This is a genomic window from Companilactobacillus zhongbaensis (assembly GCF_003946515.1).
Taxonomy (GTDB): Bacteria; Bacillota; Bacilli; order Lactobacillales; family Lactobacillaceae; genus Companilactobacillus; species Companilactobacillus zhongbaensis.
On sequence record NZ_RHOM01000008.1, the window covers coordinates 46,264 to 63,945 of the forward strand.

17 protein-coding genes are annotated in these 17,682 nt (G+C 41.3%); 14 read left to right on the forward strand and 3 right to left on the reverse strand.

What is annotated here, in order from left to right; all coding sequences use genetic code 11:
* Positions 1–187: 187 nt before the first annotated feature.
* The 4 genes from EKM69_RS05275 (at position 188) to EKM69_RS05290 (ending at position 4,194) form a co-directional block, all read left to right on the forward strand.
* Positions 188–1,432, forward strand: a complete 1,245-nt coding sequence (locus EKM69_RS05275; protein WP_125708859.1) for a C39 family peptidase — start codon at positions 188–190, stop codon at positions 1,430–1,432.
* A gap of 20 nt (positions 1,433–1,452) precedes the next feature.
* Positions 1,453–2,394, forward strand: coding sequence for an SLAP domain-containing protein (locus EKM69_RS05280; RefSeq protein WP_125708861.1), 942 nt, complete (start codon positions 1,453–1,455; stop codon positions 2,392–2,394).
* Between the two features lie 42 nt (positions 2,395–2,436).
* A complete protein-coding gene (locus EKM69_RS05285) occupies positions 2,437–2,931 on the forward strand; it encodes a C40 family peptidase (protein ID WP_125708863.1) in 495 nt (164 codons plus the stop codon).
* Positions 2,932–3,573: 642 nt separating this feature from the next.
* Positions 3,574–4,194, forward strand: a complete 621-nt coding sequence (locus EKM69_RS05290) for an NAD(P)-dependent oxidoreductase (RefSeq protein WP_125708865.1) — start codon at positions 3,574–3,576, stop codon at positions 4,192–4,194.
* Here EKM69_RS05290 and EKM69_RS05295 read toward each other — a convergent pair whose 3' ends face one another.
* On the reverse strand, positions 4,195–4,827 hold the full coding sequence (locus EKM69_RS05295; protein WP_125708867.1) for an endonuclease III domain-containing protein: 633 nt from the start codon (positions 4,825–4,827) through the stop codon (positions 4,195–4,197).
* 24 nt (positions 4,828–4,851) lie between these two features.
* On the opposite strand from EKM69_RS05295, the gene EKM69_RS05300 reads away from it, so the two are divergent.
* The 4 genes from EKM69_RS05300 to EKM69_RS05315 all read left to right on the forward strand — a co-directional run bounded on the left by EKM69_RS05300 (position 4,852) and on the right by EKM69_RS05315 (position 8,092).
* Positions 4,852–5,178: an iron chaperone gene (locus EKM69_RS05300; protein ID WP_125708869.1), complete on the forward strand. Its 327-nt coding sequence runs from the start codon at positions 4,852–4,854 to the stop codon at positions 5,176–5,178.
* A gap of 148 nt (positions 5,179–5,326) precedes the next feature.
* Positions 5,327–5,599 (forward strand): hypothetical protein, encoded by a 273-nt coding sequence (locus EKM69_RS05305; RefSeq protein WP_125708871.1) that lies wholly within the window; start codon positions 5,327–5,329, stop codon positions 5,597–5,599.
* 519 nt (positions 5,600–6,118) lie between these two features.
* Positions 6,119–7,708, forward strand: coding sequence for an Nramp family divalent metal transporter (locus tag EKM69_RS05310; protein WP_404825400.1), 1,590 nt, complete (start codon positions 6,119–6,121; stop codon positions 7,706–7,708).
* Between the two features lie 153 nt (positions 7,709–7,861).
* The gene (locus EKM69_RS05315) at positions 7,862–8,092 is read left to right on the forward strand and encodes a helix-turn-helix domain-containing protein (RefSeq protein ID WP_125708875.1); all 231 of its coding nucleotides are present in this window, start codon (positions 7,862–7,864) and stop codon (positions 8,090–8,092) included.
* A gap of 184 nt (positions 8,093–8,276) precedes the next feature.
* On the opposite strand, the gene ilvA is transcribed toward EKM69_RS05315, so the two are convergent.
* On the reverse strand, positions 8,277–9,548 hold the full coding sequence (gene ilvA, locus EKM69_RS05320; RefSeq protein WP_125708877.1) for a threonine ammonia-lyase IlvA: 1,272 nt from the start codon (positions 9,546–9,548) through the stop codon (positions 8,277–8,279).
* An 82-nt stretch (positions 9,549–9,630) separates the two neighbouring features.
* Complete coding sequence (locus EKM69_RS05325; RefSeq protein ID WP_164505858.1) at positions 9,631–10,311, reverse strand: isocitrate lyase/phosphoenolpyruvate mutase family protein; 681 nt, start codon at positions 10,309–10,311, stop codon at positions 9,631–9,633.
* A 547-nt stretch (positions 10,312–10,858) separates the two neighbouring features.
* Here EKM69_RS05325 and ilvB point away from each other — a divergent pair.
* The 6 genes from ilvB to EKM69_RS05355 all read left to right on the forward strand — a co-directional run bounded on the left by ilvB (position 10,859) and on the right by EKM69_RS05355 (position 17,635).
* Positions 10,859–12,556 carry a biosynthetic-type acetolactate synthase large subunit gene (gene ilvB / locus EKM69_RS05330; protein WP_125708881.1) on the forward strand — a complete coding sequence of 566 codons (1,698 nt, stop codon included), beginning with the start codon at positions 10,859–10,861 and terminating at the stop codon, positions 12,554–12,556.
* Positions 12,557–12,602: 46 nt separating this feature from the next.
* Positions 12,603–13,625: a ketol-acid reductoisomerase gene (gene ilvC / locus EKM69_RS05335; RefSeq protein ID WP_125708883.1), complete on the forward strand. Its 1,023-nt coding sequence runs from the start codon at positions 12,603–12,605 to the stop codon at positions 13,623–13,625.
* An 83-nt stretch (positions 13,626–13,708) separates the two neighbouring features.
* Positions 13,709–14,503 carry an ABC transporter ATP-binding protein gene (locus tag EKM69_RS05340; RefSeq protein WP_125708885.1) on the forward strand — a complete coding sequence of 265 codons (795 nt, stop codon included), beginning with the start codon at positions 13,709–13,711 and terminating at the stop codon, positions 14,501–14,503.
* A gap of 18 nt (positions 14,504–14,521) precedes the next feature.
* The gene (gene ilvD, locus EKM69_RS05345) at positions 14,522–16,294 is read left to right on the forward strand and encodes a dihydroxy-acid dehydratase (protein ID WP_125708887.1); all 1,773 of its coding nucleotides are present in this window, start codon (positions 14,522–14,524) and stop codon (positions 16,292–16,294) included.
* Between the two features lie 20 nt (positions 16,295–16,314).
* Positions 16,315–16,647: a metal-sulfur cluster assembly factor gene (locus EKM69_RS05350; RefSeq protein ID WP_164505859.1), complete on the forward strand. Its 333-nt coding sequence runs from the start codon at positions 16,315–16,317 to the stop codon at positions 16,645–16,647.
* A gap of 13 nt (positions 16,648–16,660) precedes the next feature.
* The gene (locus tag EKM69_RS05355; protein ID WP_125708890.1) at positions 16,661–17,635 is read left to right on the forward strand and encodes a bile acid:sodium symporter family protein; all 975 of its coding nucleotides are present in this window, start codon (positions 16,661–16,663) and stop codon (positions 17,633–17,635) included.
* Positions 17,636–17,682: the final 47 nt, after the last annotated feature.

Below are 17,682 nucleotides of genomic sequence, written 5' to 3' on the forward strand. Positions count from 1 at the left end.
TAAATGAATTATTCCAAATTTCAAACTAAAAAATACTGATAAAATGCGAAAAAACGTAAATTTATGAATATAACAATAAATAATATACCCAATAATGATAAAACACGATTGACGAGCGCCCTAAATATCATTATATTTAAACTGTTCATGTTTAAAGTTACAGGGAACTTAAGATAGGGGGAACACAGTGAAAAGAAAATACAAATATTCACTATGCGCATCAGCGTTACTATCGATGAGCATCTTTGCCTTTCCAATGCTAAGTCAGGCCAGCACGGAACCAACTGCTAGCGTTACAGACCAAGCAAAAGTGACAGAAGTTGCAAGTGATGAACAACTTACGGGAAAAGTCGTTCAAGCACAAACTTCTGCACCAGAAAATGACAATCAAACGACGGATAATTCAACTGATCAAATGGATCCGGTTCAATTTAACAACAATACGACTACAAATACGAGTGATCAAACGACTACTCAATCGGATACCACAACTCAACCAGCTGCTTCGGTAACTGAGGTAGATGGAGTTTTTACAGTTGGAGATAATTTGTCAGCTTTGACGGATCAATCGGGAACACAAACGAGTAATCGTAGTTTAGCTCCGCATACTGCTTGGTACACTGATAAATTGGCCTACTCACAAGATGGTCAAGGATACTACCGTGTATCAACCTTGGAATATATTAGTGCCAATGCCGGTACTTTTGTATCCAATATAGAGGATTACAATGCGACAGTGAATATCAGTTATAAGAAGGGATCTAGTGTCCATTCATTTAGTGGATACGGTGATTCCGCCGTATATACTGGTAATGATCTGCCAACAGATACTTCTTGGAAAACCGACAAGCGTGTCAGTAAAAATGGGAAATACTGGTACGAGATCGGGCATAACTTGTGGGTACCACAAGATTATGTGGCCATTAATGATGCACCAGATATGAAGGCAGCAGCTTGGGTATCCGGTGTGCCATTGATCGCTCAACGTCCAGAGTTACCAAACGGTTGTGAGATCACCGCTGTCACGATGATGTTGCAATACGCGGGAGCAAACGTTGATAAGATGCAATTAGCTCGTGAAATGCCAAGAAATTCTGACCCTAACTACGATTATATCGGTCAACCTTGGGATCAAACAGGTATCACAATTTTTCCAAACGCTTTGATGGACTTAGTGGAAAAATACGCTGGTTCAGCCAAAGATTTAACTGGAGTTGATTTCAACGATATCAAGTATCAAATTGATATCGGTCATCCAGTCGTTACTTGGAATACATTGCACGGATTTACATATCACGCTTTGACGGTGACTGGTTACGACGACCAATACGTTTATTACAACGATTGTTGGACTAATCAATCGACACAAATGGGGATCCAACAATTTTTGAATAATTGGGATACGCAAAGTAGAAGAGCTATTAGTTATTAAAATTAAATTAGGGGAAAAACATGAAAAACAAACATAAAGTCATTATTTTTAGTAATTTAGTTTTGGCTGTTATTTCAGTTGGTTTGATGCAAAACAATGCTCACGCTGAAACTACTGCCCAAAATACAGTTGAAACAGCTACTGCAGATACTACATCACAAGTTCAAGCAAGTGCTACTGCTGACACTGATACAGCAACAATAGCTAACGAAGTAACTGATACAGCAGCTACAACCAATGAATCAGCAACTAAAGCAAATGTTCAAGCAATGAACAACGCTTTGGACCAAGATGATTCATACTTCACTGATGATTCAACAAATACTTCGACACCAACAACTCAAGCAACTAAGACACCGATCGTTAACGGTGAAGTACATACTGGTGACGGTTTATCAGCCTTATTTGACGAAAATGGTACAAGATTGACGATCAGTCTTGCTAAAAACAGCGACTGGTATACTGACAGTAAATTGTCAAATCAAGGCCAAACTTATTATCGTGTAAGTACAAATGCTTGGGTCAACAGCAACGATGTTTCATTGAGTTTTGGTAAAGCCGAAAATGGTGTCGTTCGTGTTCAAGGCTGGGGAGCAAAGACTTCTAACCGTTCTGACTCAGGATTTACTGATAGTGGTTCACCAAATCTAGAAGCAAATTCTGTATGGCAATATAGTCGCCACGACACTATTGATGGTGTAAATTATTGGGAAGTTGGTAACAACCTTTGGGTAAACTCATTTGATGCTACAACTACTCCAGCTTACTCAAATAGCGCTGGTTACTTACAAATTTCTAACACACAGATCCAACCTGATGGAACACCAGGTTACGAATTGTACAACGGTGTTGAAGGTATCAAGACTTACTTAGTAAGACAATACTTTGGTTTCGGAAACGGCCATACTATTTATGATGGTAGTGTCATTAATGCCGTTAGAAATCTTCAAGCACGTATGTGACTACCTGTTACAGGTAGAACTGACTTAGCTACTTGGGAAGCAATGGGCTTCTCAGAAGACTCATGGTACAGCATTGATTCATATGTTGCTCCACTTCAAACTGGTATGAACAGTACTCGTTCAGACCATATCGAAGCCATGATCAACCAAGCTAAACAATATCTTGGCAAGCCATGGATCTCTGGTGCTGCAAGTTCACCTGCTTACGGTGTTGACTGTTCTGGTTTGGTTACACAAGCTATGTATGCAGCTGGTGTTTCACCACTTCCTGTTTCAGCTATCCAACACGCTCAACCAGGTAATGAATGGAATAGTAGATTGATGTGGGCTGACTGGAGAATGCCTCATATTCCTTCTGCTCAAAGAGAACGTGGTGATTTAGTATTCTTTACTGATCCTTCTACTGGTATTATCTGGCATGTTGGTATTCTTTTGGATGCTAATACTATGATCGAGTCGTGGCCAGGTGGGGTTCAGATTCATTCGATTTATGGTAATCGTGGTAATATTGCTGGTTTTGCTCGGGTTTTTGAATAGTTTATTTTTGATGAGATTCTGTCTTTATTGATGGGGTTTCATCTTTTTTTTTGTTGTTTTTTGTTGAGGTTATAGTTTGTTGTGGTGGTTCACTGCCGGTTCTGCGGAGAGTTCCGGGAATTGCGCCGTGGAACGCTGCGGGCCAACTTTGAGCTATCCAAGGGAAACCCGCCCTTGGACATCTCAAAGCTTGACCTTTTCGTAAGCACGGCCCATGCCGTGCAAACGAAAATTTCGCGGCTGACGGCGAATTCCCTCCACCCTCCGCAGAACCTAGGTTTACAATAAATCCAATTGTTGGTTTGGGGTACGGTACTTAGTTTTATTGTGGTTGATTGCTGCTGTTGGGTTTTTCTTTCCTTTTTTTTTCCGTTCCTAGGATTTTTTCTTTGTTTCCTTATCTGTTCTTATTTTTGCTGGTTCTTTTCATCGGTTCCTATTTGATTTTTTTCTTTTTCTGGCTCATTTCTACTTCGTGAAATGTCGCAGTGGTAGTTCTGGCTTATTTCTACTTCGTGAAATGTCGCTGTCGCAATTCTGGAGTATTTGGTTGTATTTTTTCTTTTATTGGATAAGAATGGTCATATATGAATTTGTATTTTGTTACTAATATATTGTTTTTTTATTTTTTAGAGGTGGATTATGAAGTTAGGTATTATTAAGGCTGCTAGTTCTTTTGGTCGATTTGTTGCTAATGAGGCTTTGGATCGTGGGTTTGAGGTTTCTGCTATTGGCGATTCTCGTTCTGATTTGCCTGAGGGTTGGCCTTTGGTTGATGTTGATGTTTTGGAGCTTTCTGCTGCTGATGTTGCTTCTTTTGATGTTGTGGTTGATTGTTCTGAGTTTCGTGCTGGGCAGGGGGAGTTGGCTGTTTCTCAGATGAAACATTTGGTTAAGATTTTTGCTGATTCCGACTGCCGATTGATGGTGGTTGGTTCTGGGGTTAATTTGTTTGCTGATGATTCTCGGAAGCAGAAGGTGGCTGATTTTTTGCCTGCTATGAAGGAGCAGTCTAATTTGTTGGGACGGGCTTTTGAGGTTTTGCAAGGTAGTTCTGGATTTGATTGGACTTATGTTGCTCCGCCGTTTCATTTCGAAATTTCTGGTCCAGCTACTGGGACTTATCGAACTGGTTCTGATTTTGTTATTGTTGACCAGAAGGGGGCCGCTGCTATTAGCTTTGCTGATATGGCTACGGCTTTGGTCGATGAGATCGAGAATCGGCAGTTTTTGAATTCTATGTTTACTGCTACTTATCGGTAATTATTTGATGGGAGTAGGTAAGACTAGCTGATAGTTTTTGAAAAAATCGCTTTTTAGTTTGCCGTATTCGTCGATCAGGGCGTGGAATTCTTCGGCCTCTTTGGATGTGAAGTTGAAGTCGAATTCTACTGCGTGTTTTAGTTGGAGATAAGTTGGCTTTTTGTCGAAGGCGTTCATGGTTTTAAAAAGTCGCATGCTGTAGTTATCGGCGACGAAGGTTGCTCGATGGAAATAGTAGAGTAATAAGACATCGGCGGTTTCGTTGCCGATTCCTTTTAAGCCGATTAGTTTCTTCCGCAATTCACTGGTTGGAAGTTTTTCCCAATTGGCAAAGTCGTCACGATACGCGGTCAAAAGTGATTTTAAATAAATCGCTTTATTGTTGAAAAAACCGCTTGGTTGGATCAGTTGCTTGGTCTCTTCAAAAGTTAAGTCAAGCATTCTTGTTAGTTCAAAATTAGTTGCTTGTTGTAAATTGGCTAGGGACCGGTCGACGTTTTTCCAGTTGGTATTTTGGATCAAGACCATTCCGGTTAACATTTCCTCAGTTGATCCAGCTGGCCACCAGTTTTGTTGGCCCAATTTTTTATGTAGTAAGTTGTAGAGTTGTGGTATTGTAATTTGTTCTGTCAAAATAATTCCCCCGGTGGTGCAAAAATGGATGAGTATTTACAAACACTCGATAATGAAAATGATAAACTTTTAGCTAAAAAGATGGCAAATATTATTTCTCAAGTACTTCCTGATGCTGAAGTCCGTCTCTCTTATGGACTCGTTGGATACTATCAACCTAAGCAAATTTGCTTTTTTGGCATTTATAAAAATCATATCGGATTTTATCCAACCGATAAACCTATTGATCATTTTATAAATGAGATTAAGCCATATTTGCACGATAAGACTACGTTACAGTTCACTAAAGCTGTCGATGAGATTCCTGTGGAACTGGTGCAAAAAATTGCTTTATGGAATTTGAATAATTGATCCTGTAGAAATAAGCAATTATCAAAAATTTTTTTCACATTTAATTGCGCAATCAAAAAAATATATTACAAATCTGATTTATCGCACATATGTTTGCATTTTTGTGGTATTATATCTTTTGTTGAATTCGAATGTGTGGGGAGAAAATATGCAAATCGTTTTATTTTTAATTGGTTCTGTTTTTGCTCTACTTCTGGAGAAGTATATTTTTGCAAATAATCGCTTTGCCTGGTTGGGTGCCATTATTCCGGTATTTTCTATCGGGATCGTTACTTGGTTGCTCGTCAGTGCACGTATGACTCGAGGACTTACTGACCTGATTATTGGGGTTGTTTTTGTCTTCTTTAATTTTATTTTTTGGAGTCAGGGGATTTCATTGTATCAACGGCGTATGCATTTGCGTCGTACTCGGAAAGCTTAATATTTTATTTGGATCGTTGACCTTGGGGGTTGACGGTTTTTTTTGTTTCCAAATCTCTGTTGTTTGGTAACCAAACTTTTGTTGTTTTTGTGCCAAACGTTGCCCGTTTTATAGTGGAAACGCGTTCCAGGGGATAGCGGCCTCCGGTTTAGAAACTGTCAGCAGGCACGGCTTTGTATGAAAAGAAAGATAGTGCTACCTATTCTTGCTGGCTAGACCTGCAGCAATTTTGATAGTGTTTTTTATTTATACCCTCAAGGATGCTGAAACGAGCTCCGCGAGGTAGCGGCCTCCGGTTAACACATGTAGTCGCGGCACTGCTTCGCAGCACCTTGTGCGACTACACGCGTTAATCCTCAGCAGCTGCCCAACCTCGCTGCGCTCTCTGTTTTTTAATCCTCACCAGCTAACCGTGCACCTCCATTCTCTTGTTCATTTGTTAACAAAATGTTTTTTTAAATTCAAAGATATTTTTATTTTTCGTGGTGTTAGTATTGCCCTGGATTCTAAAAGGGAGGTATTAAAATGAAAGATGAAACCCCCAATCGTAAGAAGTTGATTGAATATGCCAATGGTCCTTCGTTGGAGGAGATCAATAGTACGATTGAAGTTCCCAAGAATAAGAATTTTTTGAGGACGTTGTTTGTTTACTCTGGTCCTGGTGCTTTGGTGGCTGTGGGCTATATGGATCCTGGTAATTGGAGTACTTCAATTACTGGTGGTCAAAATTTTGAGTATTTGTTAATGTCGGTAATACTTCTTTCTAGTTTAGTTGCTATGTTGTTGCAATATATGGCTGCTAAACTAGGAATTGTAACACAAATGGATCTCGCACAAGCTATTCGGGCGCGGACTAGTAAGTCGCTCGGGATCGTTTTGTGGATCATGACTGAATTTGCCATCATGGCGACTGACATTGCCGAAGTTATTGGTGCAGCGATCGCGCTTTACTTGCTGTTTCACATTCCACTAGTTATTGCGGTATTTATAACGGTATTTGATGTTTTACTTCTATTATTATTGACCAAGATCGGTTTTAGAAAAATCGAAGCCATTGTTGTTTGCTTGATCCTTGTGATCATTTTGGTTTTTGGTTATCAAGTTGCTTTATCAAATCCTGATTGGGGTGGGGTCTTCAAAGGACTCATCCCTTCAGCCCAAACATTTTCTCAAAGTCCCACTGTTGGCGGTATGACTCCATTGACTGGTGCCTTGGGAATTATTGGTGCAACGGTCATGCCTCATAATTTGTACTTACATTCGGCCATTTCTCAAACTAGAAAAATCGACCATAGTGATAAAAAACAAGTTGCCATGTCAGTTAAGTTCACTGCTTGGGACTCGAATATCCAACTAACTTGTGCCTTTTTCGTCAATGCTTTGCTTTTGATCATGGGTGTTGCCGTCTTCAAGAGTGGAACTGTTAAAGATCCATCATTCTTCGGATTGTTCCAAGCCTTGTCAGATACGAAGACGATGAGTAATGGCGTTCTCGCTAGTGTTGCCAAGACCGGTGTACTATCGACTTTGTTCGCTGTTGCCTTGTTAGCATCTGGTCAAAACTCAACCATTACTGGTACTTTGACCGGACAAGTTATCATGGAAGGCTTCGTTCATTTGAAGATGCCACTCTGGTTGCGTCGGTTAGTAACTAGATTGATCTCAGTTATCCCAGTTCTGATTTGTGTTTTATTGACAAGTGGTAAAAGTGCCATCGATGAACACGTTGCTTTGAATGATTTGATGAATAATTCGCAAGTCTTCTTAGCTTTCGCCTTGCCATTTTCAATGTTGCCACTACTGTTGATGACCGACAGTGAAGCCGAAATGGGGAAGCAATTTAAAAATTCATTCTTTATTAAAATGTTTGGCTGGATCTCCGTCATCGGTCTGACCTACCTCAACTTACTAGGTTTACCAGCTCAAGTAGAAGGATTTTTCGGAAGCAATCCTAGCAAAACTCAGTTAGTCATAGCTGACGACATAGCCTACGCCTTGATCGGTATAGTAATCGCACTCTTGATTTGGACTGTAGTAGAATTGTACAAAGGTAACAAACGAGTTGAAAAAATCAATCGTGAGAATAAAGGATTAGCTGAAACTGAATAATATTGAATTCAAATATGATAGTTCCCGAGTAGAAATGACTCTATTCGGGAACTTTTTATTAAATTATGGACTTTTTTGATAGTGCAACGTACCATAAGAGAGCAATTACAATGAATTAATCCAGAAAAATAATCCGCAGAGGGGAAATTCAAGATGCAAACTTATAGCGATTTTAAAAAACAGATAACATCGATTCCTGCGATAGAAATGGATGTTATACATACTTTAAGTTATTTGGAAGCTAAAAGAATAGATCGAGGCATTAGCCAGTCAGAATTAGCTAAGCGTATCGGCATGAATACATCCCAACTTGCAAGCATTGAGCGAATGGATCACATTCCTTCTTTAAAAACACTGAGCAGGTATGCCAATGGATTAGGTTGAAACTCCAATTACAAGTGATAGATGACGAAGCTTCGACCAGTCAATTTAACTTTGCAGTATTATCAATCAAATTAAAATCATCAAAAAAACAGTATCAAAGCATGATAAATCAGTGCTTTGATACTGTTTTTTTACGGAAAAATTTCCTGTTTCTTCCACTATATAGTGACTAAATTGAACCGAACTAAACTAGCATCCGATATAGTTGTGGATTGTCGCGGAGGTTGGTGTAGTTAGGGTCAAATTTGGTCAACCGGTCTAACAACTGACCGAGGTTTTCAGCTTGCCCTAATCTGATACCCAACAAGACGGGACCTTCACTGCTGTTGACCTTTTTAGTGTATTCGAATTTGGTGATGTCATCGTCGGGATTCAAAACTACGTTGACGAACTCCCGCAACGCTCCAGCTCTTTGGGCAAAGCTTACTAGGAAGTAATGTTGCAATCCTTGGTAGACTAGGGACTTTTCTTCCATTTCTTGCATCCGGTTGATGTCGTTGTTGCCACCAGAGACGACGCAAACGACGGTCTTTCCTGGTAATTGATCCTTGTAGACTTCCAAAGCGGCGATACTCAAGGCTCCGGCTGGTTCGGCAACGATGGCTAGTTTGCTATAAACTTCGAGGATGGTTTGACTATCTAGACCTTCGGGGACTGAGACTAGGCGGTCGACATACTTTTGGCAAGTATTGTAGGTCAGCTGACCGACTTTTTTGACGGCAGCACCATCAACAAAAGTGTCGACTTTATCTAAATTGACCGGATGATCGACGGAAAAAGCTTGAGCCATTGATCGAGCGCCACTCGGTTCGACACCGACGACAGTCGTTTGGGGACTGACTGCCTTGGTGTGAGTGCTGACCCCACTGATCAAACCGCCACCACCGATAGCGGCAAACAAGAAATCGACATCGAGATTTTTTTCGGCGGCATCATCGAAGACTTCCACGGCCAAGCTACCTTGACCAGCCATGGTGTTTAAGTTGTCGAAGGGAGCGATGAAGGTCTGCTGGTTTTGCTCGCAAAATTGATTGGCAGCTTCGTTTGCTTCGTCAAAAGTATCGCTGACTAATTTGATGGTTACATTCTCACCACCGAAAAACTTCACCTGGTCGACTTTTTGCTGAGGGGTAGTGGTTGGCATGAAGATCGTAGCAGGCAGATCCATTTCCCGACTCGTCCAAGCGACACCTTGGGCATGATTTCCGGCACTGGCACAGACGACTCCACGCTTGCGGTCGGCTTCTGGTGTTTGGTGGATGGCGTAATAAGCTCCACGGATCTTGAAGGAACGAACTTGCTGCAAGTCTTCACGTTTCAAATACACTTGGCAACCATATTTTTGCGATAAGTATTCAGAATGCTGCAAAGGTGTATGCTCCACGACTGGTTTTAAGACTCGATAGGCGTTTTCTACTTCTTGATCGGTTAGGACGGTTCTAGTTTTGGTAGTCATAATATAAAATTCTCCTCGTTGTTTTGATTTTGGTAATAAAAAAAGGGCTGCCTGCGTTTGCAGACAACCCGTTGGGCTTGGACTAGCCCATGAATATTTTTAAGATCATGTTTTGACTGATACTACTCGCCGAATGTACCAGACCTTGATAAACATGAAAAGTGTCCAAGATGAATTTGGGGTTAAACTGTAAAGCGCTGTAATACGATATATTTGCGTTATCAATAATAAGACTAATCAAGGCCGAGTCTTGGACGGCCTTAATAATGACCAAGTCATCATCAGTAATGTTACTAATAATAATGTGGTCTAGACCATTATCGAGAGCAATCCCAATTCTTGTTTGTAGTTCGTTGAAGCCATACTTAACTAAGCCGTCCAACTTGACGATTATTTGCAAATCACTGTCAGCAGCTAGTTTGATATTTTTCAAGAGTTCGTCAAATAAGGCTGAATTGGCAACGTCAGCATCACTCACGACGACCGCAACACAACCTGAGTCTTGCAAGACTTGAACTTGTTGATCCAAATCTTGTAGTTGACCATTAAGGCAAAGATCTGCCAAGACATTCATCTTTGTTGAGGCAGACAAAGTTTGCACATAGTTTAAATAAGCTGATGTGCTCAACAAGTCTGAATCAGAAGTTCCCAATAATTGAGTACTTAAAAGGCGACTGTCTAAGTAGACAGAGTCAAAGCCTTCTGTTGACAAATGTTTTAGCATTAAAGCATTTGATGCTGCGGGTACAAAGCGTGCTGACATGATTAACATCCCTTTCCTAAACAAATTACTCTAAACATAGAGATAAATTCCCTCCGCCAAAAAAATAGTTATGACAGATGCAATTCTAATTTGTTTTTAATGTCTTTAAAATTAACACTTTCACGAACAATGTCAACAAAAACGTGCATATTTGAAAAAAATAAAATTTTTTTGCTGACAATTTTTTTGAAAAAACTACCTATATAGCTTGATAAAAAATTCATGAAATCATTCACAAAAAACTAATTTTTGCGCTTGACAGAATTTTTAAATGCGTATAAATTAATGCCCATCAGCTACAGCAAGCGAAATTTTATAAAACGTAATTTACAAAATGTCGCGTTCCACAATCGATTTCGGTTGCGAACACCAAAAGAAGAAATTCTTGATCGGCATTCTTTCACGATTGTTTTTGAAGCCTCACTGCTTGACTGAAAAATTATAACATGCAACGAATAACTTACAAAAATTAGAAAATTTTAATTTAGCATAACTGTTATTCTTATTTTCTTAATTTAGTTATTCGCGAAGAAAGGGGGATCTATCGATGTTAGCAAAACAGTCGGAGGTTGAAACGAAAATTAGCGGAGCTGAATCTTTGATTAACTCTTTAGTTGATCACGATGTCGAGTTGCTATTTGGCTACCCGGGTGGCGCCGTTTTACCAATTTACGACAAATTGCTCACTTCGTCGTTTCGAAATATTTTGACGCGGCACGAACAAGGAGCAGCTCACGCTGCTGAAGGTTACGCCAAAGTCACAGGGAGGACAGGCGTCATTTTGGTCACAAGTGGACCAGGGGCGTCAAATGCGATTACTGGCATTGCTGATGCGATGATGGATTCGGCCCCCTTAGTTGTTTTGACCGGTCAAGTTGGCACGAGTGCCATCGGGACTCATGCTTTTCAAGAATTGGATATCGTGAGTATGACCAAAGCAGTGACGAAAGCTAATTTTCAAGTTCATAAAGGCGATGACTTGGCGAGTATTTTAGATCAAGCTTTTACTATCGCTCAGGAAGGTCGGAAAGGACCTGTCTTGGTGGACTTACCCAAAGACGTGATGTCACAAGTATTTGAAAGTGATTCGACAGCTGTCACGGAAAAGCCAGTTGCAAAGCGATTGTCGGCCGGACAGCAGCGCGATTTGAATACCATCATTACGAAATTATCTGAGGCAAAAAGACCATTGTTGTTGCTAGGAGGCGGTGTTAGTGATGCTAACGCTGGCAAACTAGCAAGACAATTTGCCCAAAAATGGCGGTTGCCAACCGTCACAACGTTATTAGGATTAGGGATCATGCAGTCTCAAGACCCATTGTCACTAGGCATGGGTGGAATGCACGGATCATATGCAGCCAATATGGCGTTTCAAGAATGTGATTTCTTGTTGAACGTTGGCTCACGTTTCGATGATCGCCTAGTACCTAACGCAAAGAAATTTGCTCCAAACGCTGAATTGGCGCACATTGATGTCGATCCGGTCGAAATCGGTCGTATCGTTGTAACGCAGTATTCAGCCGTGGCTGATGCTAAAAAAGCACTACATTATTTGGATAAATTCGAACCGACTAATCAAGTTGAACCTAGCTGGTATGAACGGATCGAAAACAATCAAAAGTATCACCACTTTACTTATCAAAAATCAAAAACTCATCTGAAACCGCAAGAAGTCATTGAGGCAGTCGGGAAGGTAACTAAAGGACAAGCTTACGTTGTTACTGATGTTGGACAACACCAAATGTGGGCCGCTCAATTTTATCCTTTTCAATTCCCACGCCAGATAGTTACATCTGGAGGATTGGGAACGATGGGATTCGGATTGCCAGCCGCAATTGGTACTAAATATGCCCATCCGAAAAAAGATGTCGTCTTGTTCGTTGGTGATGGAGGCTTGCAGATGACTAGTGAAGAACTAGAAGTCTTAGCCGCCGAAAAGCTCAACGTCAAGATCGTCTTATTAAACAACAAAACTTTAGGAATGGTTCGTCAATGGCAAGACGAGTTTTACGACCAACGTCGTGCACAAACCGTCTTTGACCATCAACCAAATTTTGGAAAATTGGCTAACGCGTATGGAGTAAGCTACTACACACTCGATAAATCAGACGATTTAGAAGCTAAGCTAGCTCAGATTTTTGAAAAAGACGAACCAGCTTTAGTTCAGGTGGATATCCCTAGTTTTGAACAAGTTTATCCAATGGTTGCTCCCGGCAGTGCCAATGACGAAATGCTTGGAATTTAAACTAAATAAAATTTTTTAAAAAAATAAATGCAAATGGAGATCAATTATGAAAGTAGAAATGTTATACGACAAGGATGTTACAACTAATTATTTACAAGGAAAGACTTTAGCTTTTGTTGGCTATGGCTCACAAGGACATGCCCAAGCTAACAACTTGCGCGATTCTGGCTACCACGTTGTTGTCGGTGTTCGTCCCGGAAAATCATTTGATAATGCTAAAACTGACGGTTTCGAAGTAATGTCAGTTGCCGAAGCTGCTAAACAGGCAGACTGGGTTCAAATGTTGACGCCTGACGAAGTAATGTCAGATGTTTACAAAAATGAAGTTGAACCATACTTGGAACCAGGCAACGTCTTGGGCTTCTCACATGGTTTCAACGTTCATTACAAGGAAATCGTTCCTCCAGAATTCGTTGATGTTGTAATGATGGCTCCTAAAGGACCAGGTAATCTTTGTCGTCGGACATATAAAGAGGGCTTCGGTGTTCCTGCATTGTATGGTTATTACCAAGATTATTCAGGTCACGCTGAAGACTTGTCAAAAGAATTTGCTAAAGGAAATGGTGCCGCTCGTGCCGGTCTCTTGAAGACGACCTTCAAAGAAGAGACTGAAGAAGATCTCTTTGGTGAACAAAATGTTCTGATGGGTGGCGTTACAGCCCTGATCGAAACTGGTTTTGAAGTCTTGACTGAAGCAGGGTACTCACCACAATTGGCTTACTTTGAAGTTGAACACGAAATGAAATTGATCTGTGATTTGATCTACGAAGGTGGCTTCAACAAGATGTACGCCGACTGTTCAAACACATCAGAATACGGTTCATACGTAGTTGGACCTAAAGTTGTCGGACCTGAATCCAAACAAGCAATGAAAGACGCCTTGGAGAACATCCAAAACGGCAAATTTGCTAAAGAATTCATGAATGACTATCGTAACGGCTTCAAAGACTTGTACAAGATGCGCGAACGCTCAGCAAACTCGCTACTTTCTGAAGTTGGTGAACAATTACGTGAAAGAATGCCATTTGTTAAAGAGGCAGATAAATACAGCACCCCTCAAAGTGCCTAATTTTTTAAAAAACATTCGTCAGCAAATGGACCTTACGCAAACTGTGTCTGCGTAGGTCTATTTCTTTCATGGAGGGGATAGCGATGTCGAAAATTTTAGAATTCAATAACGTTTCCGTCCAAAGAGGTAAACGGCAGATCCTAAACGAGATCACTTGGAAGGTTGAAACTGGTCAAAACTGGGCCATCTTAGGCTTGAACGGTGCCGGTAAAACGACGTTATTAAAAATGATCCACGGTGACCTGTGGCCTAGTGAAGGTACGTTAGAAGTTTTAGGGGGCAAGTTTGGTGAGACCAACATCCCTGAATTACAGACGAAGATCGGTTGGGTCAGCAATGCCTTGCAAGATGACTTGCACCAAGCAGATGTAGTTGATGAGATCGTCTTGTCGGGTAAGTTTGCCAGCATCGGTATTTATCAAGACTACAGTTTTGAAGATATGGATGAAGCACAACAAACTTTGATCAACTTAGGTGGAGCCAAACTACTGTCGAAACCGTATGCCGTGTTATCGCAAGGTGAGCGTCAATTAATTTTGATTGCTCGAGCCTTAATGGCCAATCCAAAATTGTTGATCCTCGATGAACCGTGCAATGGATTAGATCTCTTTGCTCGTGAGGAATTATTGTCAAAGATCAATAACATTGCCAAACAGCCTGACAGTCCGGCACTTTTATTAGTGTCACATTATACCGAAGAGATCTTGCCGTTATTCAAACACGTTTTATTGTTGCGAAATGGTCAAGTAGTCGATCAAGGTCAGCGAGACCGGTTATTGTCGAAAAAAGTTTTGAGTGCTTTTTACCAAAAGCCAATTTCAATTCAGTCGATCGATCCAACCAGGATAGCCGTCTATCCGCAAGCAGTTTCTAAATAAGGGAAGAAGGAATAAAAAATGAGCGATACGTTAAATTTCAGTGTCAGTGGAAAAGACATGCAAAAAAGAAGTGACGAAATCAAAGTCGGTGTTGACCGAGCACCAGGAAGAAGTTTGCTTTATGCCACAGGACAAGTTAAAGACCCTGATGACATGAAGAAACCTTTCATTGCAATTTGTAATTCTTACATCGAGATCGTACCTGGTCACGTGCACCTTCGTAAATTAGCCGAAGTAGCTAAAGAAGAAATTAGAAAAATGGGTGGTATTCCTTTCGAATTCAATACCATTGGTGTTGATGATGGTATTGCCATGGGCCACATTGGGATGCGTTATTCATTACCTAGTCGCGAGATCATTGCTGATTCTGCTGAAACTGTCATTAATGCTCATTGGTTCGACGGTGTTTTGTACATGCCTAACTGTGACAAGATCACACCTGGTATGTTGATGGCATCAGTTCGGACAAATGTTCCTTGTGCCTTTGTTTCCGGTGGTCCGATGAAAGCTGGGGTCGATCCTAATGGTAAAGCCGCTACTTTATCAAGCGTTTTTGAAGCCGTTGGTGCTTTCAAAGATGGCAAGATGACGAAAGATGACTTCATGGAACTAGAAAGAAATGCCTGTCCTAGTTGTGGTTCTTGTTCGGGAATGTATACAGCCAACTCGATGAACTCCTTGATGGAAGCCTTCGGTGTAGCATTGCCATACAACGGAACTGCTTTAGCCGTATCCGATGAACGAAAAGATCTCGTTCGGGCTGCCGCTAGAAGAGTTATGGAAAATGTTAAAAACAATTTGAAACCTCGTGATGTCATGACCAAAGAAGCCTTTGATGATGCTTTTGCCCTCGACATGGCCATGGGTGGTTCAACTAATACGGTTTTACACGGATTAGCTATCGCTCACGAAGCTGGCATCGACTACAGCGAAGAAGACATCAATGAGATCGCCAAAAAGACACCACATTTGGCAAAAATCGCTCCATCATCATCATGGACGATGCAAGATGTTCACGAAGCCGGTGGAATCCCTGCTTTGATGAATGAATTGATCGAAAAAGGCGTGCTCCATCCTGATCGTATGACGGTCACAGGAAAGACTATCCGCGAAAATGTTGCGGGCAAAAAGACGCTCAATCCTGAAGTTATCAGACCATTGAACAATCCTTATTCTGAACAAGGTGGACTTTCCATCCTCTACGGTAATATCGCCAAAAAAGGTTCAGTTATCAAGGTTGCCGGTGTTGATCCAGACATTCATGAATTCACTGGTACCGCAGTTTGCTTTGATTCTCACGACGATGCCGTTGAAGGAATCGATAACGGAACTGTTAAAGCAGGGAATGTCGTCGTTATCAGATATGAAGGACCTAAAGGTGGACCAGGGATGCCCGAAATGTTGAATCCAACTTCTGACATCATCGGACGTGGATTAGGTCGGACAGTTGCCTTGATCACCGACGGCAGATTTTCGGGTGCGACCCACGGAATTTGTGTTGGTCACGTTTCACCAGAAGCCGCTTCCGGTGGGGAAATTGGCTTGATCCATGATGGCGACAAGATCACCATCGACCTGGTCAATCGAACTTTGGACGTTGATTTGACAGAAGAAGAATTAGATGCCAGAAGAAGCGAACTTAAACCGTTCCAACCTAAGGTTAGATACGGTTACTTAGCTAGATATCAATATTTAGTAACATCAGCTAATACCGGTGGCATCATGCTAGGCGCCGATCAACTTTTTGGCAAAGTTGACCAAGAAGAAAAATCAGCCGCCAAAAGAAAGTAGTGAACAAAATGGTAGATGAAATGAATAAAACTACTCAACAAGAAAAAATGGCCGACTTGCAAGACCGCATGTTGTCGCAATTATCAAAAGTAATCGACCCAGAACTGAGGATCGACTTGGTCAATTTAGGATTGATCTACGGTATTAGTCTGGAAGATAAAATTTGTACAGTCAAAATGACCTTAACAACCATGGGATGTCCAATTTCTGCCGTGTTGGAGCAGATGATCCAATCAGCTTTGGAACAATTGCCAGAAATTGACGAAGTGAAGATCAATCTCGTCTGGTATCCTGCTTGGACACCGGACAAAATGAGTCGAACGGCAAAAATGGCGCTCGGTTATTATCGATAGGGGATGAATTAAATTGGAAAAAGTAGAATCACTCGGAAAATGGGTTGGACGATGGTTCACGTTGTTAGTAGTACTCTGGGCAGTTTTTAACTACGCACTTCCACAAACAAGTCAGTGGGTCATCCCCAACACCTCGTATTTATTAGGAATTATTTTATTCGGCATGGGGCTAACCCTTCGAGGCGAAGACTTCGCTCGGATCGTTAAGCGACCTTTGCCAGTTATCTTAGGCACAATTGCCCACTACGTCATCATGCCAACCATCGCCTGGTTACTTTGTCAGATCTTTGGCTTGACTGGAGCCACCGCGGTTGGTGTTATCTTAGTAGGATCATGTCCTAGTGGAACATCATCCAGTGTTATGGCTTACTTAGCGGGTGGAGATGTAGCCTTAGATGTTTCGATTGAAACCTTGTCGACGTTATTAGCACCACTGGCCTTACCAGGATTACTGCTTTTTTACGCCGGACAATACGTTACGATCCCAACGACCTCGCTGTTTTTGAGCACCATCAGGATCGTCTTGATCCCCATCATCTTAGGTGTCGTAGTCCACACAATTTTTAAAAAGCACATCGACTACATCACCAGAGCGTTACCACTAGTCTCACAAACAGCTATCCTCTTGATCATCGGTGCCGTAATCAGCGCCAATCACGCTGAACTATTCACAGCAACAACTGCATTAGTTATCCCTGTCGTAGTTCTCCACAACTTATCAGGATACGGCTTAGGATTTTTGTTCTCGAAATTGATCAGATTAAAAGATCCCCAAAGAAAAGCCATCACCTTCGAAGTCGGCATGCAAGACTCAAGCTTAGGGGCAACGTTGGCGATGATGTACTTCTCACCAGCAGCCGCCATACCTTCGACCATCTTTAGCGTCTGGCACAACATTTCTGGCTCAGTCTTATCTTCATATTGGAGAGGATTTACAGAGAAAAAAGCTAGATTAGCTAACATGTCTGTTGGCGCTTCTAAGGCATAAAAAAAGAGATAGAATTCTGTATCAAAACAGAAAATTCTATCTCTTTT